Origin of the sequence: Nocardioides sp. Soil777, from assembly GCF_001428425.1 — a bacterium.
In the GTDB taxonomy this organism is placed as follows: Bacteria; Actinomycetota; Actinomycetes; order Propionibacteriales; family Nocardioidaceae; genus Nocardioides; species Nocardioides terrigena.
This window is the reverse complement of sequence record NZ_LMSN01000017.1, coordinates 289362-312015: the sequence shown is the minus strand read 5'-3', so window position 1 is coordinate 312015 and position 22654 is coordinate 289362. Positions and strand designations below refer to the sequence as shown.

22 protein-coding genes are annotated in these 22654 nt (G+C 72.3%); 12 read left to right on the top strand and 10 right to left on the bottom strand.

The window, feature by feature from the left end:
• The first annotated feature begins 47 nt into the window (after positions 1–47).
• From ASG88_RS16730 to ASG88_RS16720, 3 genes are all read left to right on the top strand, one after another.
• A complete protein-coding gene (locus tag ASG88_RS16730) occupies positions 48–248 on the top strand; it encodes a hypothetical protein (protein WP_056888563.1) in 201 nt (66 codons plus the stop codon).
• A 6-nt stretch (positions 249–254) separates the two neighbouring features.
• A complete protein-coding gene (gene cls / locus ASG88_RS16725) occupies positions 255–1736 on the top strand; it encodes a cardiolipin synthase (protein ID WP_235534888.1) in 1482 nt (493 codons plus the stop codon).
• A 69-nt stretch (positions 1737–1805) separates the two neighbouring features.
• A complete protein-coding gene (locus ASG88_RS16720; protein WP_200956477.1) occupies positions 1806–2426 on the top strand; it encodes an HdeD family acid-resistance protein in 621 nt (206 codons plus the stop codon).
• 6 nt (positions 2427–2432) lie between these two features.
• On the opposite strand, the gene ASG88_RS16715 is transcribed toward ASG88_RS16720, so the two are convergent.
• From ASG88_RS16715 to ASG88_RS16705, 3 genes are all read right to left on the bottom strand, one after another.
• Positions 2433–2960 (bottom strand): RDD family protein, encoded by a 528-nt coding sequence (locus tag ASG88_RS16715; protein WP_056888562.1) that lies wholly within the window; start codon positions 2958–2960, stop codon positions 2433–2435.
• 1 nt (position 2961) lies between these two features.
• Positions 2962–3927, bottom strand: a complete 966-nt coding sequence (locus tag ASG88_RS16710; RefSeq protein ID WP_056888561.1) for a pentapeptide repeat-containing protein — start codon at positions 3925–3927, stop codon at positions 2962–2964.
• A 113-nt stretch (positions 3928–4040) separates the two neighbouring features.
• Complete coding sequence (locus tag ASG88_RS16705; protein ID WP_056888560.1) at positions 4041–6311, bottom strand: helix-turn-helix transcriptional regulator; 2271 nt, start codon at positions 6309–6311, stop codon at positions 4041–4043.
• A 145-nt stretch (positions 6312–6456) separates the two neighbouring features.
• Between ASG88_RS16705 and ASG88_RS16700 the strand changes: the two genes are divergently transcribed.
• The 4 genes from ASG88_RS16700 to ASG88_RS16685 all read left to right on the top strand — a co-directional run bounded on the left by ASG88_RS16700 (position 6457) and on the right by ASG88_RS16685 (position 10169).
• Positions 6457–6927, top strand: a complete 471-nt coding sequence (locus tag ASG88_RS16700) for a DUF6325 family protein (RefSeq protein ID WP_056888559.1) — start codon at positions 6457–6459, stop codon at positions 6925–6927.
• A 224-nt stretch (positions 6928–7151) separates the two neighbouring features.
• Positions 7152–7697, top strand: a complete 546-nt coding sequence (locus tag ASG88_RS16695) for a hypothetical protein (protein ID WP_157559793.1) — start codon at positions 7152–7154, stop codon at positions 7695–7697.
• A gap of 168 nt (positions 7698–7865) precedes the next feature.
• Positions 7866–8129, top strand: a complete 264-nt coding sequence (locus tag ASG88_RS16690; RefSeq protein ID WP_056888557.1) for an amphi-Trp domain-containing protein — start codon at positions 7866–7868, stop codon at positions 8127–8129.
• A gap of 36 nt (positions 8130–8165) precedes the next feature.
• The gene (locus tag ASG88_RS16685; RefSeq protein WP_056888556.1) at positions 8166–10169 is read left to right on the top strand and encodes a phage holin family protein; all 2004 of its coding nucleotides are present in this window, start codon (positions 8166–8168) and stop codon (positions 10167–10169) included.
• Here ASG88_RS16685 and ASG88_RS16680 read toward each other — a convergent pair.
• Positions 10163–11308 (bottom strand): AI-2E family transporter, encoded by a 1146-nt coding sequence (locus ASG88_RS16680; protein ID WP_056888555.1) that lies wholly within the window; start codon positions 11306–11308, stop codon positions 10163–10165. The genes ASG88_RS16685 and ASG88_RS16680 overlap by 7 nt on opposite strands.
• Before the next feature lie 80 nt (positions 11309–11388).
• Here ASG88_RS16680 and ASG88_RS16675 point away from each other — a divergent pair, with 80 nt between their 5' ends.
• Positions 11389–11901, top strand: a complete 513-nt coding sequence (locus ASG88_RS16675) for a potassium channel family protein (protein WP_056888554.1) — start codon at positions 11389–11391, stop codon at positions 11899–11901.
• Between the two features lie 14 nt (positions 11902–11915).
• On the opposite strand, the gene ASG88_RS16670 is transcribed toward ASG88_RS16675, so the two are convergent.
• The 5 genes from ASG88_RS16670 to ASG88_RS16650 all read right to left on the bottom strand — a co-directional run bounded on the left by ASG88_RS16670 (position 11916) and on the right by ASG88_RS16650 (position 16003).
• A complete protein-coding gene (locus tag ASG88_RS16670) occupies positions 11916–13310 on the bottom strand; it encodes a DUF2252 domain-containing protein (protein WP_056888553.1) in 1395 nt (464 codons plus the stop codon).
• Positions 13307–13621: an SHOCT domain-containing protein gene (locus tag ASG88_RS16665; protein WP_056888552.1), complete on the bottom strand. Its 315-nt coding sequence runs from the start codon at positions 13619–13621 to the stop codon at positions 13307–13309. The genes ASG88_RS16670 and ASG88_RS16665 overlap by 4 nt, the downstream gene beginning before the upstream one ends.
• Before the next feature lie 13 nt (positions 13622–13634).
• Entirely contained in the window at positions 13635–14078 is a 444-nt protein-coding gene (locus ASG88_RS16660) for a DUF6325 family protein (protein ID WP_056888551.1), read from the bottom strand.
• Between the two features lie 48 nt (positions 14079–14126).
• Entirely contained in the window at positions 14127–14555 is a 429-nt protein-coding gene (locus ASG88_RS16655) for a hypothetical protein (RefSeq protein ID WP_056888550.1), read from the bottom strand.
• 131 nt (positions 14556–14686) lie between these two features.
• Positions 14687–16003, bottom strand: coding sequence for a hypothetical protein (locus ASG88_RS16650; protein WP_056888549.1), 1317 nt, complete (start codon positions 16001–16003; stop codon positions 14687–14689).
• Positions 16004–16182: 179 nt separating this feature from the next.
• Between ASG88_RS16650 and ASG88_RS16645 the strand changes: the two genes are divergently transcribed.
• Together ASG88_RS16645 and ASG88_RS16640 are read left to right on the top strand one after the other, a co-directional pair.
• Complete coding sequence (locus ASG88_RS16645) at positions 16183–16560, top strand: SHOCT domain-containing protein (RefSeq protein WP_056888548.1); 378 nt, start codon at positions 16183–16185, stop codon at positions 16558–16560.
• A 75-nt stretch (positions 16561–16635) separates the two neighbouring features.
• Positions 16636–17547, top strand: a complete 912-nt coding sequence (locus ASG88_RS16640) for a YhjD/YihY/BrkB family envelope integrity protein (protein WP_056888547.1) — start codon at positions 16636–16638, stop codon at positions 17545–17547.
• Between the two features lie 74 nt (positions 17548–17621).
• On the opposite strand, the gene ASG88_RS16635 is transcribed toward ASG88_RS16640, so the two are convergent.
• Complete coding sequence (locus ASG88_RS16635; protein ID WP_056888546.1) at positions 17622–19184, bottom strand: DUF4389 domain-containing protein; 1563 nt, start codon at positions 19182–19184, stop codon at positions 17622–17624.
• Between the two features lie 128 nt (positions 19185–19312).
• Between ASG88_RS16635 and ASG88_RS16630 the strand changes: the two genes are divergently transcribed.
• The gene (locus ASG88_RS16630; protein ID WP_056888545.1) at positions 19313–19912 is read left to right on the top strand and encodes a flavin reductase family protein; all 600 of its coding nucleotides are present in this window, start codon (positions 19313–19315) and stop codon (positions 19910–19912) included.
• A gap of 144 nt (positions 19913–20056) precedes the next feature.
• Positions 20057–22651 carry a cation-translocating P-type ATPase gene (locus ASG88_RS16625; RefSeq protein ID WP_056888544.1) on the top strand — a complete coding sequence of 865 codons (2595 nt, stop codon included), beginning with the start codon at positions 20057–20059 and terminating at the stop codon, positions 22649–22651.
• Positions 22652–22654: the final 3 nt, after the last annotated feature.

Here is a 22654-nt window from a genome sequence, read left to right as displayed (position 1 = left end):
TGTCAGGGGACAGACAACCGTCCCGGGGTGCGAGGCAGGAGTGGTCGGTGACCAAGGTGATGATCCGCGTCCAGGACGTCGTGAGCGACGAGCTCCTCAGCGCCTTCCCGCAGCTGGTGCCCACGGTGACTCGCGCCCAGACGACGCTCACCGGGACGGTGGTCGACCAGGAGGAGCTCCAGGGCGTCATCAACTTCCTCGCCTCGATGGGCATCACCATCGTCGACGTCCTGACGATCCCGGAGTAGGCGCCCGTGCTGCCTGCCTGGCTCCCGTCCCTGGCGACCCTGCTCGGAATCGGCCTGCTCGCGCTGGAGATCGGCGTCATCGTCGCGGCGCTGGGCATCATCCCGGGCAACCGCCGTCCCTCCACCGGGATGGCGTGGCTGATCCTGGTGATCGCCGTGCCGTTGTTCGGACTGCTGGCGTTCCTGCTGTTCGGCAGCAACCGGGTCGAGCGGACCCGCCGGGAGAAGCAGCAACGGGTCAACGCGATCATCCACGAGCGGACCAGCGCGATCGCCGAGCTGGGCGAGCACCGTCCGGAGCCGGCGTACGTCGCCTCGGTCGCCGTGCTCAACCGACGGCTGGGCGCGCTGCCCGCCGTCCCCGGCAACAGTGCCCAGCTCTTCCCCGACTACGTCGGGAGCATCGCCGCGATGGCCGAGCTGGTCGACACCGCGGAGCGCTTCGTCCACGTGCAGTTCTACATCAGCGCGTGGGACGAGGTCACTGCCCCGTTCTTCGAGGCCCTCGTCCGCGCCGCAGACCGCGGCGTGAGCGTGCGCTTCCTCTTCGACCACCTCGGGTCGCGGGGGATCCCGGTCTACAAGGAGATGCTCACGCGGCTCGAGGGGACGGGCATCGAGTGGCACCGGATGATGCCGCTGGACCCGCTGCGCGGCAGGGTGCGCCGCCCCGACCTGCGCAACCACCGCAAGATCCTCGTCGTGGACGGGGTCGTCGGCTTTGCGGGCTCCCAGAACCTCATCGAGCCCTCCTACAACAAGCCGGCGCTCCGCAAGGCGGGTCGCCAGTGGGTCGAGCTGGTCGTGAGGGTCGAGGGCCCCGTGGTCGCCGAGCTCAACGCCGTCTTCCTCACCGACTGGTACAGCGAGACCGGCGACGTGCTCGAGGACACCATGGACTCGACGCCGGGCGCCATGGCCCTGCCGGGGACCGGCGCTCTCGTGGCGCAGGTGGTGCCCAGTGGTCCGGGCTTCGCCACGGAGAACAACCTGCGGATGTTCACCACGCTGATCTACGGGGCCCAGCGCCGCCTGTCGATCACGAGTCCTTACTTCATCCCCGACGAGTCGCTGCTCTACGCGATCACCACCGCGGCCCAGCGCGGCGTCGACGTCGAGCTGTTCGTCAACGAGCAGGCGGACCAGTTCATGGTCCACCACGCCCAGCGCTCCTACTACCAGGCGCTGCTCGAGGCGGGGGTGCGCATCTGGCTGTACCCCGCGCCGTACGTCCTGCACGCCAAGCACTTCTCCGTCGACGACGACGTGGCGGTGATCGGGTCGAGCAACATGGACCTGCGGTCCTTCGCGCTCAACTACGAGGTCTCGCTGATGCTCACCGGCCCCGGGATCGTCGAGGGGATGCGCGCGGTCGAGGACACCTACCGCTCGCTGTCGCGGGAGCTCACCGGGGCCGAGTGGACCGACAGGTCTCGCGGCTCCAGGTATGTCGACAACGTGATGCGGCTGACCTCGGCCCTGCAGTGACCGCTGGTCGCGTCGATTCACCCGCATCAGGCGAGGCCGCCTCCCGGGCGTGCCACGACGCTGGGGTGAGTGGTCCTGCGCGACGGCGTGCTCCGTCGCGACACGATGGAGGAGGGCGTGATGACGGAGATGGTCAAGGGAAGGACCGGGCTCGACCTGGTCCTGGGCGGTCTGCAGGTGCTCGTCGGGCTCGTGATCCTGGGACACACGGCCACCGCGACGACCCTGTCGCTGCTCTTCGTGGGCTGGTTGCTGTTCGCGACCGGGGTCTTCGTACTGGCGCTGTCCCTCTTCCAGATCGGCAAGGACGGCTTCTGGAGCGGCTTCCTCGGAGGTGGCCTGATGACGGTGCTCGGCATCGTCTTCCTGCGACACACCACTGCGGCCGCGGTGACCGTCACCCTGGTGGCCGGCGCGCTCTTCACCGCGATCGGCATCGCGCGGCTCGCCGCCGCGGTCAGCTATCCCGAGCAGCGGCTGCCGCTCCTCCTCGGCGGCGTCGTGTCGCTCGCCCTGGGACTCATCGTGCTCTTCAACTTCGTGGAGGCGACCTACACGCTTCTCGGGATCCTCCTCGGCGTGCAGGTGGTCACCGAGGGGATCGCGATCATGGTCTTCGGGCGCGAGGCGAGGCGGACCGGTCGCCTCGGGGGACCGGCGGACGATCCCGCCACCCACGCCACCGCCTGAGGTCGCTCATCCCGGGAGTGCCGACCCGTTGCCGTTGCCGTTCCCGTTCCCGTGGCCTCGCGGCTGCCAGTCGTAGATGACGGACGTGCGGAGCACCGTGTCCTGGACGGACCGGTTCTCACGGCTGACCGCGACCCAGAGCAGGCCGATCGGCAGGGCGGCGCAGAAGAGGGCCCGGACGAACGCCCCCGCGAGGTGCAGCGGCCCGCCCCGGTGGTTGACGACCCGCAACCCCATGACGAGGCAGCCGTAGCTGCGGCCGCTGAGCCACCAAGCCACGGTCAGGTAGACCACGAGGACCGCGAACCCGGCGACGATGCTGAAGATCAGCCCGGCGTCCGGGAAGGTGAAGCCCCGCGGGTCGAAGAGGAACGTCAGCCCGGCGAAGCCGAGGTATCCCGCCGCCAGCACGATGCAGACGACGACGCCGTCGATGCCCGCGGCGACCACCCGGGTGATGACACCGGCTCGCCTGCCCTGGTAGGGACGCGCCTCCCGGGGAAGTGGCGAGACGCCGCTGTCGGGCGTCTCCACCTCAGGGAGTCCGCTCGGGCGCGTGGCTCCGGGGCGCGTCCTCGGACACCGTGACGGGCGGGAGGTCCGGCAGCGGCTCACCACGGCGGTGGTGGCGCAGCAGCAACCGGTCCACGGCCCGTCCCACGGCCTCGTCGGCCGAGATGCCCTGCATCCGAGCGCCCCGGACGGTGTCGGAGGCCATCGAGCCGGTGGACTCGCGGATGATCTCCGGGAGGTCGACGGCGTCGATCACCTCCTCCGCGATGGCGACGAGGTCGGTCTGGGCGAGCACCGTCGCCACGACGGCCTGGAGGTCGACGCGCTGCAGGACGATCTCGGTGAGGTCGAGGCGGTCCAGGACGGTGGTGACGACGGCCTGGAGGTCGACGCGTTCGAGGACGACGGCGGTGAGGTCGAGGCGGTCCAGGACGGTGGTGACGACGGCCTGGAGGTCGACGCGTTCGAGGACGATCTCGGTGAGGTCGAGGCGGTCCAGGACGGTGGTGACGACGGCCTGGAGGTCGACGCGTTCGAGGACAATCTCGGTGAGGTCGAGGCGGTCGAGGACGGTGGTGACGACGGCCTGGAGGTCGACGCGTTCGAGGACGACGGCGGTGAGGTCGAGGCGGTCCAGGACGGTGGTGACGACGGTCTCGAGGTCGACGCGCTCGAGGACGATCTCGGTGAGGTCGATCCGGTCGAGCACGACGCCGGCGGTGACCGGGACGACGACGTCGAGGCGATGGACGGCCCGGCTCCCCAGCTCCTCGCGCCGGTCCGCGCCGGCCAGCGCGAGCTCGGCCAGCCAGTGGCCCGGCTGCAGGTGCGCCGGGACGCCGGGAGGGCGCAGGGAGAGCCGGAGCCAGGGTGCAGCCGCGCGGGCCGCGACCCGCGTCGTGCCGGAAGCCAGACGCCAGACCGGCGCGGCGATGCCCAGGGCGAGATCGACGGGGACGAGCAGGCCCTGCTGGATCGATGTGGTCATCGGCGGCGCACACCTCCTCTCCCTGCATTGCACACCGGTCCGCCACTGCGCTGGATCACCCTCAACGGGTGACCGCCGCAACCGCCCCGAGGCCCGGACGTTCATCTGGATCGTCAGTCCAGGGGGAGCTGGTCGAGCAGCCCGAGGGACCGGGCGCGGGCCACCGCGTCACCACGGGTCGAGACGCCCAGCTTGCGGTAGATCGCCAGGGCGTGGGTCTTCACGGTGTTGGACGACAGGAACATGCGCTCGCTGATCTGGGGAAAGCTCAGGTGGCTGGGCAGGAACTGGAGGACCCTCAGCTCCGCCGAGGTGAGCGCGGCGGCGGAGACGCCGTCGACGGACAGCATCCTCAGCTGGACCTCGACCTGGTCGCGGAGGTCGGCCAGCAGTGGCCGGTCCTCGAGGTCGGCGGTGGTGTGCTCGCGGGCCTCCCGGAGCAGCTGCCGGGCGACGGATCCCTGGCCGAGCATCACTGCGGTGCGTGCCAGGACGAGTCGTCCCAGCACGTCGAACCACGGGGCGACGCCGGTGACCAACGGTGTCATCAGACGTGCCCTCGCGAGCGTCTGGGCAGCGCCCGCCGAGTCGCGCCTGACAGCCTGGGCCAGGGCCAGCGCCGTCAGCGTGTGGGCGGACGTGGCCAGACCCTCGAGGTCGTGCTCCGTCATCGCATCGGCCGCCTGGTGGATGAGCGCCAGACCCTTGGTGTGGTCACCCTGCAGGAGGCTCATCAGGCCGAGCCAGGCCGACCCGTCGGCCACCACGGCGGGCACGTCCAGCGCATGGCCGAGGCGCACCCCCTCGTAGACGCACGCGACCCCCTGCTCCGGGTTCCCCTGGAGGGTCACCGCGATACCCCGCATGAAGCAGACGGCGGCCTGGAACGGGGACGACGCAGGGAGCCCGACCGCAGCGATGTCGCAGAGGGCGAGGACGTCGTCGAGGCCGTGACGACCGACGACCGCCTCGATCACCGCCAGCGAGGCGGCGTACTCGTCCGGCACGGAGCCGTCCCGCCAACCGCGACCCGCGTGGTCCGCGGCGGTGAGCAACCACTTCTCCATCCGGAGGTCGTCGCCGGACTGCAGGCAGGACCACGCCGCAGCCAGAGTGAGCCAGCGGTCCTGCGAGATGTCGTCGTCGGACATGGCGGCCAGCCAGCTCCGCAGCCGGTCCGGGCGTCCGGTGCCGACGCACGCGGGCACCTCGGGCCAGATCAGCGACCCGACGTAGGGAAGGTAGCCGGAGGCCTGTGCGTGCCGGATCCCCGCATCGAGCTGGTCGTGGCGGACGAGCCACTTGGCGGCCCGGAGGTGCAGCGTCTCCACGAAGAACGGCTCGTACAGCTCGAGCTCCTCGGCCAGCACACTCCTGAGCAGCTCGTGGAGGCGCAGTGCGCGGCGCGCGTGGTCCACCTCCACGTCCAGCTGGAGCCGCTCGTGCAGCCAGCCCAGGACCACCGCCGAGTCGGTGCGTCCCAGGACCGCGTCGCACAGGCCGGGGTCGAGCTCGTCGAGGATCGAGGTGCGCACCAGGAACTCCTGGACGTCGTCGTCGAGCCCGTCGAGGACCTGGGACCGGACGTAGGCGTCGGCGTCGTGGTGCGGGCCGCGGGACAGCGACACGACGCCTCCGCCGCGCGACGGGGTGCGGCGGCGGAGCTCCAACGCGCCGAGGTACAACGCCACCGCCCACCCCCGGGTGTGCTCGACGGACCTCGCGACCTCCGTGTCGGTCAGCCGACAGCCCATCCCGGCGTACAGGGCGGTGGCCTCGTCCTCGTCGAACGCCAGGGCGTCGGAGTCGATCGAGAGGAGCCGTCCCTGGGTGCGCGTGGCGGTGAGCCAGGCAGGGAAGCGGTCCTGGGAGAGCAGCACGAGGGCCGAACCGTCCGGTACGCCGTCGGCGACCGCCTCGAGCACCAGGTGACAGGTGGGGTCGGACAGCAGGTGGATGTCGTCGACGACGAGGATGTAGGGCTGCGGGCGGGTCACGGCCAGCTCGGTGAGCAGCGGCAGCAGCATGGAGGAGAAGGCGGGCTCGACGGATCTCACGGCCGACCGCGTGCTCACGGTCGCCGGTCCCAGGCGCCCCAGCGACTCGATGAGGGCGGCCGCGAGGCGTGCGGGCGCCGACAGCGCGGACGAGACCTGGATCCGGGCAGCCGCCCGGGTGTCGCGCTCGAGCCACTGCGCCACCAGGGTCGTCTTGCCGGCCCCGGCCGGGCCGCTGACCAGGACGGTGGTCTCGTAGTGGGGGGCGAGGAGGACGGACACCAGCCGGTCCCGCACGACGAACCGGTTGCCGGCGGTGGGGGCACCCCCGTGGAGCGCGGAGAGGGCGCGCGGGAGCGCGCCCCCGTCGCCCTGGCTCGCACCCATGCGCGCCCCCGTCCCTCTCCGATTTCGGAGTGTGGCACAGGCGAACGCCGCCGAGAATGCTCGATCGCGGCTCTCACCCGATCCGGGGGATGGCCTCCTGACCTGCGGCGATCGAAGATTCGAGTCATCAGGACGGAGGTCGCGCGTGACCGATGAGTCGCCCTTCGTCGACGAGCTGGGGCCGGTGGACTTCCTGGTCGTGGAGTTCCCCTCCGACGGCCAGGCGTTCGACGACGAGATGGTCGCGGAGCTGACGCGGTTGCACGACGTCGGGCTCATCCGCGTCCTCGACCTGCTGGTCCTGGTCAAGGACGAGCAGGGTGGCGTCGAGGGCCACGAGGCGGGCGACGTCATCGCCACCTCACAGATGAGGCACCTCCAGGACCGCACGTCCGAGATCTTCTCGGGGGCCGACGTGGACCTGCTCGCCGCCGCGATGAGACCGGGCTCTGTGGCCGGCGTCATCGTCTGGGAGAACACATGGGCGCTCCCGCTCCTGACGGCCGCGCGGCGGGCCGGGGGACAGATGGTCGCCGGCGGTAACATCCCCCTGTCGGCACTGCTCGCCTCCATCGAGGCCGAGCTGACCGCCGAGCTGTCGCCGACGGAGACGTGAGGGGCGCCGATGGCATTGCGTGCAGGCCGGGCAGGGGGGCGGGGCGTCCTGGGGACGCCCGTTTCGCGCACGGCGGTCGAGGTGGGTGCGGCCGCCGTGGTCGTCGACTCGCTCGACCGCCGGCGGGCGAGCAGACCAAGACCCGCGGCGTCGGGTCCGACCGGCATGCCCCACCGTGACCTCGATCGCCCGCAGAGGTCGGAGCGCGAAGGGTCGACGGGTCCGTGACCGACCGCGAGGCAGGACCGGCCGGGTCCGGACCGGTCACGAGGCCCTCCCGTGCAGGCCCGTTGGTGCAGTGGCTGGCCGCGGCCGACCCCGCGGGCCTGATGTACGGCGCGATCATCTCCGCCACCGCCCTGGCCTCGGCCAGCCTCCACGACGACGGCCCCACCCGGGTGGCGGTCATCGCGATGGGCGTCGTGGTCATCTACTGGATGGCGGACCTCTACGTCCATGCCCTGTCCGTCCGCTTCGACGGCGACACGCGCGGCCTGCTCCACCGGCTGGGGTCCGCTGCCCTGCACAAGGCCAGCGTCATCAAGGGTGGGCTCCCGGCCATCGTGGTCTACGTGCTCGCCCACGCGGTGGGACTCGAGTCCACCACCGCGGCGTACGTCGCCCTCTCGTTCTCGGTCGTGCTGCTGACGGTCGTGGGCTATGTCGGTGCCCGCCAGGCCGACACCCCGCGACGACCCGCCCTGATCGAGGGGATGGGCGCGGGGTTCCTCGGGGTGGTCATCATGGTGGCCAAGTCACTGCTCCACTGACCTGCGTGACCGGTGTCGGGACGAGGACGACCCGGGGGCCCGGCACATCATCCGGTACAGGTGAGGCGCTCGCGGTGCGTGCCGCTGCAGACTGGACGGCAGGGCGGTGGTGGCCGTCCGGGGCCGCCGCCTCGAGCCGGTCGGCGGTCGGAGGAGAGGACCCACGCGATGGCCGATGTGAGCTTTGAGCGGACCAAGTCGCTCTCGAGGGGTGAGGCGGCCGTGTGGCTGCTGGCCCTCTCGAAGGGGTTCACGCACGGGGGCGAGGTGACCCTCCCCGTCGGGGGCGGTGGCGCGGTCACCCTGCGGATCCCCGACGAGGTCACGGCGGAGTTCGAGGTCGAGGTCGAGAACGGCCGCGTCCAGGTGGAGCTGGACTTCACCTGGTCGCTCACCAGGCCGGGCCCGGGCATCCTGCCCGCGGGCGGCTGAGTCCCGGTGCCGGCGAGGAGTGCCCGCGGTCGCGGGGTGCGGTCCGGCGACGTGGCGCGGCTGCTCGTCGCCTGGGCCTCGTCCACCGTGGCGCTGATCGTGACGGGCGCCCTCGTCCCGGGGTTGTCGGCCACGAGCTGGTGGGCCTACGCCGCCGTCGCGGCCGTGGCCGGCGTGGTGGGCCTCGGCCTGCGTCCGGTCCTGGTGGAGGTCTCGGCCCGGGTGGGGTGGCTCGCGGTGCTCGTGATGGTCCTGGCCGGGCAGGCGCTCATCATGTATGTCGCGATCCGGACGGTCCCCGGCATCGAGTCCTCACCGTGGACGGCGCTGGTCGCCACGTGGGTCAGCGCCTTCGTCGGGACGCTCATCTCCTGGGCGACCACGGCAGGGACCGACGACGGCCTCGTGACCTCGTTGACACGGCGGGCCTCCCGCCGGTCGGAGGAGGTGCTCGACCCCGACGTGGACGGGGTCCTCTTCGTCCAGCTCGACGGGGTGCCGTTCCCGGTCCTCCAGTGGGCGGTGCAGTCCGGGGCCGTCCCGCACATCCGACGGTTGCTGGCGTCGGGGGAGTACGAGGCCCGGCCCTGGACCGCCCAGCTGCCCTGCACCACCCCGGCCAGCCAGCTCGGCATCCTGCACGGCACCATCGACCGCATCCCGGCCTTCCGCTGGTACGACCGCGAGCTCGGCCGGGTGCTGGTCGCCAACAAGCCGGCGGACGCCCGGGTCATCGAGGAGCGGGCCAGCACCGGACGGGGCCTGCTGTACGACGGCGGGGTGTCGATCTCCAACCTCTTCAGCGGCGACGCCCCCCGCTCCCTGATGACGATGAGCCGCGTGGAGCTCAAGCGCGGCACCACGCAGACACGACGGGCCTTCGGGTGGTTCCTCACCTCGCCGAGCGGCTTCGTGCGCAGCTTTCCCCGCACCCTCGCCGAGGTCGTCAAGGAGCGCTGGCAGTCCCGGCGCCAGGTCAAGCGCGACCTCGACCCGCGCGTGCACCGGGGCTGGGACTTCGCCGTGCTCCGGGCCCTCACCAACGCCCTGCTGCGTGACCTCAACACCGCCCTGGTCGCCGAGGAGATGCGTCGGGGCACCCGCAGCATCTACGTCGACTACGTCGACTACGACGAGATCGCCCACCACGCCGGGCTGTTCCGACCCGAGTCCCTGGCGGCCCTGGACGGGCTCGACAGGACCCTGCGCGACCTCGCCCGTCTGGCCGCCGTGGCCCCGCGCCGCTACCGCATCGTCGTGCTCTCCGACCACGGCCAGTCCCAAGGGGCGGTGTTCGCGGACCGCTACGGCGAGACCCTGGCGGACGTGTGTGCAGGGCTGATGGACGAGCACGTGCAGTCCGTGGACGAGGCCGTCGAGGGACTCGGACGGGTGGACTCGATGGTGGGGGACATCGGTACCGCCGGGCTGTCCGGCACGATCGCCACCCGGGCCGGCGCCGAGCTGGGCAAGGCACAGCGGACGCCGACGGCGGGGGAGACGGGGGAGGAACCCGTGGTCGTGCTGGGCTCCGGCAACCTCGGGCTCGTCTACCTGCGCGAGCCCCGCCGCCGGACGCTGGAGGAGCTGGACCTCGCCTGGCCGGCGCTCGTCCCGGGTCTGGCCCGGCACCCGGGCGTCGGGTTCGTCGCCGGACTGGACGTCACGGGCACGCCGTGGGCGGTCGGCGACGAGGGCAGGCACAACCTGGCGACCGGGGAGGTGTTCGGGGTCGACCCGCTGGCCCCCTACGGCGACCATGCCCCCCGGGTGCTGGCCCGCGCGGTGCTGCTCGCGGAGGCGCCCGACCTCTACGTCAACAGCACCCTGGACCCGGTCACCCACGACGTCGCCGCGTTCGAGGGGCTGGTGGGATCGCACGGCGGGCTCGGGGGCTGGCAGGACCAGGGCGTGCTGCTCGCACCGGCGGACCTGATGGCCGGGCTGCCGGTGTCCATCGAGGGCGCGGACCAGCTCCACCGGGTGCTGGTGGGCATGCTCGAGGCCTCCGGCCAGCGAACGGCCGAGACCGCTCAGTGACCCTGCGGCGCGGGGTCGCCGGGCGTGGCCACGGTGTCCCCGGCGGCACCCGAGTCGTCGATGGCACCCGTGTCCCCTCCCGTGTCCTCGGGAGTCGGTGGGTCGTCGACGGGCGGTCGGCCGGAGACGAGGGGCAGTGCCCACCGCGCGTCGGGGTCCGCCTCGATCAGCAGGGCACGCACGAGCAGGCTGAGCGGCACCGCCAGGAGGGCTCCCAGCGCTCCGAGGAGCCAGGCCCAGAAGACCAGGGAGAGCATGGTGATCGTCGGGGTGAGGCCCACGGCGTCGCCGACGTACCGGGGCTGGATGATGGACTGGATGACGAAGTTGATCACGCAGTAGACCGCGATCACGGCCAGCATCAGGCTCGGTCCGCCCTCGAGCAACGCGATGGCTGCGGGGGGGATCACGCCGATGACGAAGCCGATGTTGGGGATGAAGTTGGTGACGAAGGCCAGCACCGCCCAGACGAACGCTCCGGGCACCCCCATGAGGTAGAGCACCACCCCGTCGATGACCGCCACGATGAACCCGAAGCCGGCGGAGACGCCCATGTAGGTCCGGGTGCCCCTCGCGAAGCTGTCGAGCGCGGAGACCAGGTCCGGCTTCTGCGCCCGGAGCCGCTCGAGGCCGCGCCCGAGCGACCCGGTGTCGAAGGCCATGAAGAGGGCGACGGTCACGATGAAGAAGAGGTTGGAGACGAGCCCCAGCGCCGCCCCGAAGATCTCCGTGGCCACCCCCACGAGGCTGCCGGCGTCGAGGGCGTCGGCCATCGCCTGGATCTGGTCGGACCCCAGGCCGAGGTCCTCCAGCCACGCGCCCAGGTCGGCGACGTACTGGTTGAGGTCCTCCGTGTACTGCGGGATGAGGGCTGCGAGGCGGCCGATCGAGTACAGGACCGCGAGGGTCACGCCGAGGAGCAGCAGGTAGACCGAGATGACCGTGACCAGCGAGACCAGCCACTCCGGCAACCCTCGCCGGACGAGCCGGCGTCGCACCGGGTGCACCGTGATGGTGAGCACGAGTGCCAGCACGGTGGGACCGATGATGTCGGAGATGGCCCGGGCGCCGGCGAGCGTGATGGTGAGGCTCGCCGCCACCAGCAGCACCAGGGCGACACGGGGCAGTTGCTGGTTCATGTGATCTCCCGGTTCGTGGGACGCGGGGCGAGTGTCGATCGTCGCTGCGCGCCGAGGTGTGCCTGCCCTAGGCTGCGACCGTGAAGCACCCGTGGTTGAAGGTCGTCCTGATGCCCGTCGCCGTGCTCGTCCTCTACTTCGTGTTCCCGGTCGACGCGGATCGCGCCCCGGTCGGGGTGCTCGCGGGCATCCTGCTCAGCGTCGCGGCGCTCGTCACCGTCGTGGCGATCGTGGCCGGCGAGGCCCGCGGCGCGCGGAGCGGGATGTCCGGCTGGCACCTCGTGCTGGTGCTCGAGGTCGTGCTGGTCGTCTTCTCGTTCGTCTACTACCTGGTCGCCGACAAGGACCCGGACCAGTTCGTGGGCCTCGTCACCCGGCTCGACGCTTTGTACTTCGCCACGACCACCACCGCCACGGTGGGGTTCGGCGACGTGCACGCAGAGGGGCAGTTCGCCCGCGGTGTGGTCACGGCGCACATGGTCTTCAACATCGTGTTCATCGCGGCGGTGGTCAACCTGGCGAAGGAGCGGATGACCGAGCGGCGAGCGGCGCTGCACCACGACCGGGCCGAGCGCTCGAACGGCGATGGCTGAGCGGTCCGCGCTCCTCACGGGGAACCAGCCGGCTGCATGTCCAGCTCACCGGCGGCCAGGGACTCGCCGAAGGTCGCGTAGTCGCGCTCGTTGAGGTCGGCGTACGCCGCCGCGTACTCCGCCAGCGCATCGGGGAGGGCGTCGTCGTCGCCGAGGTACGCCGCGATCGCGATGCGGTCGCCCGACCGGGCGTGGGCGCGCGCGAGCGTCCACCCGCACAGCTCGGCGTACATGGCGAGCATCGCGGGGTCCATCGTCTCGACCTTGGCCGACCCCTTCCAGTCGTGGAGCTGGCGGACGTAGAAGTCCCGCTCGACGCCGTCGATCCCCGTCGTCCGCTGCCATCCGAGGAAGGCGTCTCCGGCGGCCTGCATGATGCGCTGGCCGGTGACGACCCGCCGGCCCTGGTGGCCGGTGTCGTCGCGACCGAGCGGCCCGGCGAGCACCGACTGCTGGGCCTGCTTCACCTGCAGGAAGAGGGGGTCGTCCTCGTCACGACCTCGCATCAGGGTGACCCAGCACCGCGTCCCGACACTGCCGACGCCACTCGCGATCCGGGCCATGTCGACGAACGAGTAGGAGCGGACGAGCTCGCGCAGCCCGGGCTCGAGCGAGGAGGCGTAGTCGGCCAGGACGGCCTGGACGGTGTGCTCGATCTCGTCGCGGCCCAGGCCGGGTGCGAGATCGGCCACGGGGACCACCACGGGCGGGTCCGCCACGATGCGGCGCTCCCCGTCGACCACCCGGGTCATCTTGTCCAGCGATCGCAGGTGGTTGCGGGAACGGGCCTTGGCCAGCGACTTGTCGAGCCGCTTGCGGCCACGCTTGTCGAGCCGCTCACCGAGGAGCTCCTTCGCCTCGTCGGCGTCGATCCGCGAGTACCACAGGGCAAGGTTGCCCATCCCGGCGAAGGTCGCCATGGCGTTGGCGTAGCGACGGACGCCGGCCACCACGACGTCGCGGTTGTCCCGGTCGGTGAAGTCGTTCTCCCGTCCGGCGACGACCAGGCTCGCGGCCAGCCTCTTGAGGTCCCACTCCCAGGGGCCCGGGCAGGTCTCGTCGAAGTCGTTGATGTCGAAGAGCAGCGATCGCTCCGGGGACGCGAACAGGCCGAAGTTGTCCAGGTGGGCATCGCCGCAGAGCTGGACGTCCAGCCCCGACACAGGGGAGCCGGCCAGGTCGTGGGCCATCACCGCCGCGCTGCCCCGGAAGAACGCGAAGGGTGACGTCATCATGCGCTCGTGCCTGATCGGCACCAGCTCCGGGACCCGGGTGGGGATCTGGCCGGCCAGCACCCGGACGGCGCCCGGCCGGTCAGTGGTGTCCAGCTCGGCGTGAGCCTCGGGTGGCACCCGCGCGCGGGCCCGTGTGCCGACCAGCGCCCGGTCCACGGGGTCCGCGGTGGTCATGTGCCGAGGATCTTCGCCTTCTGGGCCGTGAACTCGTCCTCGGTGAGGATGCCCTGGTCACGGAGCTCGGCCAGGGACTTGAGCTGGGAGACGATGTCCACCTGCGGCGCGGCGGCGGGCGGGGGTGCGGCGGGCGGTGGCGCCTGTTGGTCGTACGTCTGCTCGTCGTACGCCGCCTGCCGATCGTGCGCGATCTGGGCGTCGCGGCCGGCGTACTTCTCGGCCTGCCGACGCTGGACGCGGCCGCTGACGGCGGTGGCAGTGCCGGCGACGACCGCCGTGCGCGCCACTCCTCGTAGTAGTCCGGGCATGGTCTTCCTCTCCTCAGTCGTCCGACTCGAGCGCGTCCAGGGCCGCCATCACGTCCGGCGCCGGGATGCGCGCGCTGGCGATGAGCTCGCCACCGCTGTTGCGGACCGCGCCGACGAACGGCACCGCCCAGGTGTTCTCGTAGACGATCAGGGCGGCCACGGTCCCGGGGGTCATGGCCTCCGCGGACTCGCGGACGTCGTCGTCGGCGATCAGGCCGGTCTGGGCGCCGACGAAGTACTCGAACCCGCCGCCCCCGACCAGGGGGTCGGTCAGCTCGAGCACGACGACGGACCCGTCCTCCGCCTTGCTGATGACCGTGAGGTCGAACAGGCGGATCAGCCCGCGCTCGACCAGGTCGACCAGGGCGGGCCCGGCCTCGCCGGTGAGCCGGTCGGCCGGGAACTCGATGAGCACGAAGTCGACGGGACCGTGGACCTCGGTGGTGGTGGACGTCACTGTGGTTGCTCCTCGGGTGGGGTGGGTGGTGTGGGTGCCTGCTCGGGCCTACTCGGTGATGTCGCGGCCGTGCATCGTCGCCGCCCAGATGACGAAGACGTCGAAGACGATCACCGTCATGCTCCAGAACGGGTAGTAGGGCATCCACATGAAGTTGGCGATGATGCTGACGGACGCGACGATGACGGCGACGGTCCGCGCCCAGACGGCGCCCTGGAAGAGCCCGACGCCGGCGAGCGCGACGATCACACCCATGATCAGGTGGATCCATCCCCAGGAGGTCACGTCGAACTGGAACGTGTACTCCTCGCCGACGACGTAGAACGTGTCGTTGAACAGGGCGACGATGCCCTGCAGGGCCTGGAGGCTGCCGCTCAGGACCATGAGCACCCCCGCGAACACGGTGATGCCGACGGCGCCGGGGCTGTAGCCCGGGTCGCTCGGCAGGGCCCCGGAACGGCTGTTGGTGGATGACATCGTGCGCTCCTTCCGTCCGGCCGTGGGTCGGGCCGACGGCACGGCTGGTTGTCTTGACTACGTGTATAGAGGGACGGACCGGCCCACCGCCTCACCCTTAATGGATGACCCGAGCCCGGTGGCCCGACCGGTCAGCCGGCGGGCTGCGCCGTCACCGGTGGACGACCCAGGAGCTCGATCACCAGCAGCACGAGCACGACGACCGCCGCGACGCCGACCACCACCCAGACGGTCGGTTCGCTCCAGAACATGAGTGCGAGTCCTCCCGCGAGGAACGTCGTGATTCGCAGCGCACCTCGGTGGGCGTAGATCCAGACCCCGACCGGGCCCGTCTGCCACCCGGCGGCCTCCGCGCTGCCCCGCAGCGAGCCGAGCCCTCGCTGGACGGACCCCCGCGCCCGGACCGCCCCCGTGGACGGACCGGACACGAAGGCTGCGACCGCCAGCAGGAGGAAGAGCACAGCCACGGCGCGCAGGCTGCTGCGGAGGAAGCGCACCAGGGTCTCGAAGACGTTGGCCGCGCTCTCCGCGGTCAGGATGCCTGCGGGGGTGGTCTCGACGTAGAAGGTGCGGGCCAGGGCCAGCCCCGCACCGAGCACCACCATCCCCGCCACGACGCCGATCGAGCCCCTCAGGAGTGCCCGGCGCCGGTTCCGGGCGGCGTAGACCCCTCCGGCGAAGAGGCCGACCGCGACGAAGGGGAGCCAGGCGCCGAGGGCGTTGAGCACGACGTACCCGCGCTGCGCCCGGGTGATGGCCTCGGACTCGACGAGGACGAAGGTCCGGTCGATCTCGGGGATCCGGGCGGCGAGCTCGAAGCCCTGGTCGACGAGGCGCTGCTTGACCTGCTCGATGATGGGAGCGAGGTTGAGGGTGATGGTGTCGTCCTGGGCGCTCACGGCGCCCCCCTCGTTGCCCTCCAGCAACGTGACGACCTGCGTGTGCGCGACCCGGTTGACCTCGTCCCACACAGTCTCGAACGCGGGGCTGGCCAGCAGGCGTTCGGCCTGGGAGTGCGTGAAGCTCTCGATCCCCTGGCTCAGCGGCACCGCCAGCGCCGGGAGGGCGTCGGCGACGCGGGGCGGCATGTTGTCCTGCTCCGCCAGCACGCCCAGCGCCTCGAGGGTCAGCGCGTCGATGTCGAGGTTCTCCATGATCGCGACGGTCACCTCGTCGGCGATGGCCGCCTGGACGCCCGGGTCGTCGGCGATGGGGGCCACCGTCTCGACGTACCGATCGGTGTCGGAGAGGACCGTGCTGGCCCAGACGGACGCCACGGACAGCGGTGCCAGCACGCAGGCGAGCGTGATGAGCACCCCGGCGGCGGTGGACCGCCACACGGACCGTCGGTCGGCCGGCTGCGCCCCGGGTCCGGGCTCGGCGGCCCGCTCCGCCTCCAGCTCGGCCACCCGTGCTCGGAGCCGGTCGATCTCCTCGGCGTCGCTCATGGTGGGGCTCCGTCCTCCGGGCGCGGGGTCTCGATGCGTCTGCCCACGTTCCCGCGACCTCTCGCTGCGCGGCATCACCCGTTCGGGGTGAGGCGACCCGGTGCAGCGGCCTCGACGATGGGCCCCGGGCGCGCGGCGCAGGAGGTGTCGCGTGCTCCCACGAGCGGAAGGAGCCCGGGATGTCGTTCTGGGACATTGTGTGGTTCATCGTCATCAGCTTCGCCTTCATCGCGTACCTGATGGTGATGTTCGCCATGATCACGGACCTGTTCAGGGACCCCGACGCCTCCGGCATCGTCAAGGCCGTCTGGATCATCGCCCTCATCGTCGCCCCGTTCGTGACGGCGATCGTCTACCTCATCGTCCGGGGCAAGGGCATGGGGGAGCGGCAGATGCGCGCCGCGGAGGCGATGCGCGAGCAGCAGGACAGCTACATCCGTCAGGTCGCGAGCCCGTCGTCCCCGGCCGACCAGATCGCCCAGGCCAAGGCGCTGCTCGACGCCCAGGCCATCACTCCGGAGGAGTACGAGCGGCTCAAGGCCAAGGCCCTGACCTGACGGGTCGACCGGCTGCCGAACAGCCGGGCCCGTCGCCCCTGGGTGCGGCGGTTCGGAGCGAGAGGAGGGCACCGCGTGGCACCCGTCGACCTGCAGGCCCTCCGGAGTCGCCTCGAGGCCACCTTCCTCGGCCGCTGCGTGGCCTCCTTCGTGGAGATGCAGGCCCTCGACCGCAGCATGGTCATCGCCTCGCAGGCCTTCACAGCGCTGATCCCGCTGCTGATCCTGGTGTCGGCGGTCCTGCCGGCCGCCAGCTCGACCCTGGTCTCCGACTCCATCATCCGCAGGTTCGGCCTGACGGGGGACGCGGCGGCGTCGGTGCAGGTCGTCTTCGCGCACTCGGACACGGGCAGCATCGGGGTGCTGAGCCTGCTGCTCCTGTTCTACTCGGGGGTCTCGCTCACCCGCCGTCTCCAGCGGATGTACCTGACCGCGTGGCAGCTGCCGGCGCTCCCGGGGGTCCGGGGGCCCCTCAACGCTGCCCTGGGGCTGGCGGCCCTCCTGATCGAGGTGTCGTTGCTCTACCTCGTCCGGTCGCTCGTCCGGATGCTGCCCTTCGACTGGGTGCTCGCCGTGCCCGTCTCCGTCGCCGCGAGCCTCCTGCTGTGGACCTCCATCCCGTGGCTGCTTCTCGACCGGCGGGTGGCCTGGCAGCGGCTGCTGCCGGCGGGCCTGCTGACCGGCACCTGCTCGAGCCTCTACGGGGTCGCGACGAGCATCTACATGCCGCGCCTCATGGAGACCTACAGCGACCGCTACGGGCTCTTCGGCGTCACCGTCGCCCTCGTGGGCTGGTTGCTGTGCATCTCCTTCATCGTGGTGGCGTCCACCGTCGTGGCTGCGGAGTTCGACCGCTCCCCCCAGCCGTGGGCGCGGGCGGTGCGACAGCGCCTGGGCATCGACGACGAGACCACGGCCGACGGGGGAGCCCCGATGGTCCCCTCGACCACCCCCGCACGGCCCGGTCGACCGGGTGAGGAGGACTGATGGTGCAACAGGCACCCACCCCGCCGAACCCCTTCCACCCGGGCGTCCCTCGTCGCCAGCCCGGGCCGCGGACCTCACCCCGACGAGCTGACGCCCCGGGGCGGGGCGTCCACGGGCGCCGGCCGTCGGCGTACGGCGAGCCACAGGACGAGCGCGGACAGGGGTAGCAGCACGGCGCCCAGGACCAGCAGGGTGGTGGCCACGGCGTCGAGCACGGGGACCTCGGCGCCGACCGCGACCCGCGCGGCCACGGGCGTGCTGCCCTCGGCGTTCATCACCACGAGCGTCCAGTGGCCGTCCTCCGGCTCCCAGGTGAGCTCCTGGGTGCCGGCTCCCGTCGCCGACGCCACCCAGAAGTCCTCGTCGCCGGGGACGCGGACGGGGGTGTCACCGTCGACGTACGTCGTCACCGGGCCGCGGTCCCCGTCGGAAGGTTCGACGACGGTCGAGTGTGCGACCCCGGCGAGCCAGGCGTCCACGTCGGCCGACGGGGCGACGCCGACGAAGACGTCCTCCGGCGACCGGCTCCGGACCACGACCCGCACGGTGCCCAGCCACCGGCTGGCCACGTCGACGCCCGCGGAGGCGGTCTCGAGCTCGACGGCCTGCGACGTGACGGCCAGTCCCGGCGACTCGAAGGTGGTCGCCGGGCTCATCAGGTAGCCGTCGTCGTCTCGCAGGAGGTTGTCGCCGACCGCCAGGGCCGCCCCGCCGGTCAGCAGGCCCAGCGACGTCATCGCCATCAGTGACCCGACGACCACCGCGAGGATCCGGCCACCACCCCACCGTGGGGACGACGGCGGGACGGGCGGCGGTGTCGTGGACGGCGGTGTCGTGGAGGTTGGTGCCGCGGGCGGTGGTGCCGCGGGCCCGACCGGGACGGTCGTGGGGGACGGGGAGTCCGTCCCGGCCGGGGCTGCGGTGGACGCGGCATCCAGGGAGAGGACGCCGGCGTCCGGCTCGGCACCGCCCATGTCGAGGCGGAACGGGGGATAGACATCGGTCATCAGGGCGACGTACGCCGCAACCCGCAGCACCCAGCGGTCGAGCCCGAGGACCAGGTCGAAGATGCTGCGTGGGTAGCGCCCGGTGACGAGCACCAGCACCCCCGCCACGAGCACGAGGATCCCGATGAGGCCGCCGTTCCACCCGGTCGCGACGTCGTCCGACGCGGCGTAGGCACCCCCGCCGAGGAGCAGGGTGAGGACCACGTAGTGGGGGATCGCGAGCAGCCACCACTTCACGAGCACCAGCCCGCGGGACAGGTGCTCGGGGTAGGCGACCTCGAGGTGGGCGGGATAGTCGGGCCGCTCCTCCAGGCTGAAGGGCGGGTAGCGGTCGGTGCCCAGCGCGGCGTACCCGTAGTAGGAGACGCGCCACGTCCACCGCAGCACGCCGACGTTGAAGTCGAAGATCCCGCGCGGGTAGCGGCCGGTGACCACGACGGCGACGAGCGCGACCAGCGAGAGCACCACGAAGGCGGCCCAGAGGGCGGCCAGCACCAGGTAGTGCGGGATGGCGAGCAGCCACTTGACCAGCCACAGCCACCGGCTCAGCGGGTCGTCGAGCCGGGCGTCGACGCGGACGGGATGGACCGGGACGCTGGGTGCGGGGACGGGATGGGCGGACGTGCTCATGGCGTGCCTCCGGGACGGGGTGACGGTGCTCCGTCGCCCTCCACGCTCCGCTGCTGCGGGCGCGGGCGGCAGGGCTGCTCGGCCGCACCTCGTGGGACCTACGACCCGGGGGAGGCGAGGATGGGGACATGGACCGAACCGACCAGGCCCGCACCGTCTTCCGCTCCGACGACCCGGAGGTCAACGTCTACCGGCTGATGACCGCGCTGGTCGTGCCCCGCCCGATCGCGTGGGTCTCGTCCCTCTCGGCGGCGGGGGTCGGCAACCTGGCGCCCCACTCGTTCTTCACCGTGTCGTGCGCGCGGCCCCCGATCGTGCAGTTCACCTCGGTCGGTGACAAGGACACGCTGGCCAACGTCCTGGCGACCGGGGAGTTCGTGGTCAACGTGGCGTCCCGACCGCTGATGGACCTGGTCAACGACTCGTCGGCGAGCTTCGACCCGGGTGTGGACGAGGCCGAGGCGCTGGGCATCGAGACCGAGCCCAGCGAGCTGGTCCGCCCGCGCCGGGTCGTCGCCTCGCCCGCCTCGATCGAGTGCACGCTCCACTCGACGGTCGAGCTCGGCGACTCGACGATCGTGCTCGGCGACGTCGTCGCGACCACCGTCCGCAGGGAGGTGCTGGTCGGGGGACACCCGGCGATGGAGCACCTGCAGCCCGTCTCGCGGCTCGGGCGCGACGAGTGGGGGCTGCCGCCGGAGGTCGTGTCGGTACGCCGCCCGTCCTGAGGAGCCCTGCCGAGGTGGGTCGCACCCGTCGGGCCCATGGTCACTCCCGGCGGGGCCACCCGCCCCTGACCGGGGAGGCGGGCCGCTGGTTGCGTGGGGGTGTGCCGGAACACGAGGGGGCGACCCTCCGGCCGGGGAGGTGACATGGGACCGGGAACAGCGCCCGGCAGCGCCACCGGACGCCTCGCGCCGGGCCTCTCGTCGGAGGAGGCCGCGCGACGCCACGACCGCGACGGTCCCAACACGGTGCCGCCGCCGCGTCGTACGCCGGCCTGGCGCCTGCTGCTGGCGCAGCTGACCCACTTCTTCGCCGGCATGCTCTGGATCGCCGCGGGCCTCGCGCTCATCTCCGGCGCCGGGTCGCTCGCCGTGGCCATCGCGGTGATCGTCGTCCTCAACGGGGTGTTCGCCTTCCTGCAGGAGCACAAGGCCGACCGGGCCGCGGCCGAGCTCACCACGCTGATGCCGGCGCGCGCGCGAGTGCTCCGGGACGGCGAGGGGTGCACCGTCGACGTGGCCGACCTCGTCGTCGGGGACGTCGTGCTCCTGGAGGCAGGTGACCGGATCGCGGCCGACCTGCGACTCGAGGACTCCCACGAGCTCACGATCGACGAGTCGATGCTGACGGGGGAGAGCGTGCCGCTGGCGCGGGCCGTCGGCGCGGACGTCTTCGCCGGGACGTTCGCCGTCCAGGGCGACGCGACCGGCACCGTGACCGCCATCGGCACCGCCACCCGCCTCGCCGGGATCGCCGCGCTCACCGAGCGGGCCGAGCGCCCGTCGAGCCCGCTCGCCGTCCAGCTGCACCGCCTCGTCCTCGTCGTCGCCGGCATCGCCGTCGCGGTGGGGGTGCTGCTCGCCGGGGTGTCGATCTCGCTGGGGACCGAGATCGCGGCCGCCCTGCTGCTGGGGGTGGGCGTCATGGTCGCACTGGTGCCCGAGGGGCTGCTGCCGACCGTGACGCTGTCGCTGGCGCGCGGCGCCCAGCGGATGGCGGGCGAGAACGCCCTCGTACGGCGCCTGGACGCCGTGGAGACGTTGGGTGCGACGACGTTCATCTGCACCGACAAGACGGGCACCCTCACCCGCAACGAGATGGCGGTGGTCGAGGGCTGGACGAGGGCCGGCTCCTTCACGGTGGCCGGGGCCGGCTACGCGCCGGACCGGGTGGTGGACGCGCCACCCGCCGCCCTGGCGCTGCTCCGGGAGGCCGCGGTGGGCTCCGGCGCCTGCATCAAGGGTCGCGCGGTCCGTCGTGACGACCGCTGGGTCGCGGACGGCGACCCGATGGACGCCGCCCTCGATGCCTTCGGCCGCAGCCTCGGCAGCGCTCCGGAGGATCGCGTCGTCCCCACCGCACGGCTCCCCTTCACGTCGGCCGCGATGTCGAGCGCGGCGCTCGTCGCCGGCACGGCGTACGTCATGGGTGCCCCGGAGCTGCTGCTCGCGCGCTGCGTCGACACCAGCCCCGAGGGGGCCGAGTGGGCCGAGCTGGCCGACCTGTCGAGGCGGGGACGTCGGGTGATCGCCATGGCCCGCGCGACGGGACCCGCCGGGACGACCGAGGCGTCGCTGGCCGCGGCGACCGCCGGTGAGCTCACGCTGCTCGCCCTCATCGGTATCGAGGACCCGCCCCGGCCGGACGTCGCCGACGCGGTGGCCCTGTGCCGCACGGCCGGCATCCGCGTCGCGATGGTCACCGGGGACAGCGCCGCCACCGCCGCGGCGATCGCCACCGAGGTGGGTCTGCTGGCCCCCGGCGGGACCGTGGTCCTGGGCGCCGACCTGCCCGACAGCGACCGGGAGGTGGCCGACCTGCTCGACCGCCCCGAGGGCGCCGTCGTGGCGCGCGTGACCCCGGCCGACAAGCTGCGCATCGCCCGGGCCCTGCGCACCCACGGGCACGTGGTCGCCATGACGGGGGACGGGGTCAACGACGCCGCGGCACTGCGCGAGGCCGACGTCGGGGTGGCGATGGGCCGGTCCGGCAGCGACGTGGCGCGCGCGGCGGCCGACCTGGTGCTGCTCGACGACAGCTTCGCGACCATCCCCCAGGCGATCCAGCTCGGTCGGGGGACCTTCGCCAACATCCGGCGCTTCCTGACGTTCCACCTGACCGACAACGTCGCCGAGCTCGTCCCGTTCGTGCTGTGGGCAATGACGGGCAGCGACATCCCGCTCGCCATCGGGGTGCTGCAGGTGCTCGCGCTCGACATCGGCACCGACATGCTGCCGGCCCTGGCGCTGGGGGCCGAGCCGGCCAACGAGCGGACCATGTCCGGCCCCCGTCGGACGACGCAGGTCGTCGACGGCCGCCTGCTGCGTCGCGCGCTGCTGGTCCTCGGCCCCACCGAGGCGCTGCTCTCCATGGGCGCCTTCCTGACCGTCCTGGTCCTGGGTGGCTGGAGCTGGGGGGCGCAGCCCCCGGCCGCCCTCCTGGCCACGGCGTCCGGATCAGCCTTCGCCGCGATCGCCGTGGGCCAGGTCGCCAACGCCTTCGTGTGCCGCAGCGAGACCCGGCCCGCCTGGCTGGTCGATCCGCGACGCAACCCGTTCGTGGTGGCGGCCGTGGCCGTGGAGGCGGTGCTCCTCGTCGCGTTCCTGACCGTGCCGTGGCTCACCCGTCAGCTGGGTGGCACCTGGCCCTCCACGGCGGGGTGGGCGTGGTGCCTGGCCGCGGTGATCGCGCTGCCGCTCGTCGACGCGGCCCACAAGGCGCTGCGGCGCCGGGTGGGCTGACCG